This window comes from Shinella sp. SUS2 (assembly GCF_001262505.1).
In the GTDB taxonomy this organism is placed as follows: domain Bacteria; phylum Pseudomonadota; class Alphaproteobacteria; order Rhizobiales; family Rhizobiaceae; genus Shinella.
This window is the reverse complement of the sequence record NZ_KQ410828.1, coordinates 1-1,147: the sequence shown is the minus strand read 5'-3', so window position 1 is coordinate 1,147 and position 1,147 is coordinate 1. Positions and strand designations below refer to the sequence as shown.

Annotated in this window: 1 protein-coding gene; it reads right to left on the bottom strand. The window is 59.4% G+C overall.

The features are described 5' to 3' along the window. Positions 1-133: 133 nt before the first annotated feature. Entirely contained in the window at positions 134-1,069 is a 936-nt protein-coding gene (locus AKG11_RS33520) for an IS5 family transposase (protein WP_050747157.1), read from the bottom strand. Between the last annotated feature and the right edge of the window lie 78 nt (positions 1,070-1,147).

The window sequence follows — 1,147 nt, the reverse complement described above, 5'->3', positions numbered from 1 at the left end:
GAGACCTGTGCGCGGAAATTTGTAGACGGCTGAATTTGCTGCGTTTTCGCATACTGGAAGTGGTGTGCGGCGATTTTTATCGCTTCGATGCGCCTTGGTTGGGCGACGGGTCGTCCTGCGTGCGTTCTACGACCTATCCGGCAACAGCAATGATCTTGAGGCTCCGCTTCATATTGTAGGCGATGGCGGTTAGGCGAATTTGAATGCCTGCCTTCGCAAGCCCTCGCCACCGCATCCTGCGCAAGCCATAGCTTCGTTTCCATGTGCCGAAAATCTTCTCGATCCGGCCGCGGACACGGTGGATCGGCTGGTTCCAGGCATCGAGACGTGCACGGACTTCGGCTTCGTCCCGGCCCCACATGCCGGTAGCGACAATGCGTGGCGTGCCACCCTTCGCGATAACTGCTTTGCCAAAATGGTCGCCTCGATAGGCACTGTCGGCATAAACATTGCCGGGATTGTCCGGCAATGCGTCCGGACCAGCCTTGCCGTCGTTGATGTTGGCTGGCGTGACGGCGATCTCCTCGACCAGAGCCGTATCGGCATCGGCGCCGACATGCGCCTTGAAGCCATGGACTGCTGGTCGGCCCTTGTGCTTGACCCAATGCCCCTCGCCATCATCTTCACTTGCCGAAGCAATGATCGTCGCATCGACAAGCGTGCCGGTCTTCACCCGGATTGCCCGGGCCTTGAGCTGGCCGGTGATCGTGTCGAACAAGGATTTATCCAGGCCGTGGGCGACAAGGCTCCGGCGAAAGCGAACGAAGGCGGTGCGCTCTGGCGTCGGCTCCGACCGGGAAAAGCCGCAGAACCGACGAAACGAAGCGCGATCGTCCACAGCCTCTGCCAGCTTCACGTCCGACAGGTCGTACCAGATCGACAGCAGCATTGCTTTGAACAAGGCCAGTGGCGGCCAGGCCGGCTCGCCCCTGGCCGCGCACGAGATCCCGACCAGCGTTTGATCAACCAGTGCCCAATCGATCAGGTCGGCAAGATCATCAAGCGAGGAGGTGGCGTACCGATCGACTGCAAACCCGAAGGCTTCTTGCCCAATCCGGCGACGGCTCATCACTCACCCCCATTGTTCGACGAAGGAATTGAATCATCAATAAATTCAGCCGTCTACAAATTTCCGCGCACAGGTCTC

Bases quoted from the DNA above. Each gene is read 5' to 3' on its own strand.
- AKG11_RS33520 (WP_050747157.1), bottom strand. From the start codon at position 1,069: ATGAGCCGTCGCCGGATTGGGCAAGAAGCCTTCGGGTTTGCAGTCGAT.